This window comes from Streptococcus sp. HMSC065C01 (genome assembly GCF_001813525.1).
In the GTDB taxonomy this organism is placed as follows: Bacteria; Bacillota; Bacilli; order Lactobacillales; family Streptococcaceae; genus Streptococcus; species Streptococcus parasanguinis_V.
Genome location: NZ_KV812822.1, coordinates 1 through 224, shown reverse-complemented (window position 1 = coordinate 224; position 224 = coordinate 1). Strand labels below are relative to the sequence as shown.

Genomic DNA, 224 nt, shown 5'->3' with positions numbered 1-224 from the left:
CGCGAGTTCGATTCTCGTCACCCGCTTTGAACTTTTGTTCATTTTTACCAAGTTTTTTTAAACTTGGGCGCGTAGCTCAGGTGGTTAGAGCGCACGCCTGATAAGCGTGAGGTCGGTGGTTCGAGTCCACTCGTGCCCATTAATAGTATGGTCCGTTGGTCAAGGGGTTAAGACACCGCCTTTTCACGGCGGTAACACGGGTTCGAATCCCGTACGGACTATAT

The 224-nt window shown here is 50.4% G+C and carries 2 tRNA genes; both read left to right on the top strand.

The annotated features are described in order from the left end of the window. Nucleotides 1–65: 65 nt before the first annotated feature. Nucleotides 66–139, top strand: a tRNA-Ile gene (locus tag HMPREF2918_RS00245). Between the two features lie 10 nt (nucleotides 140–149). Then, nucleotides 150–221: transfer RNA gene (locus HMPREF2918_RS00240), tRNA-Glu, on the top strand. Nucleotides 222–224: the final 3 nt, after the last annotated feature.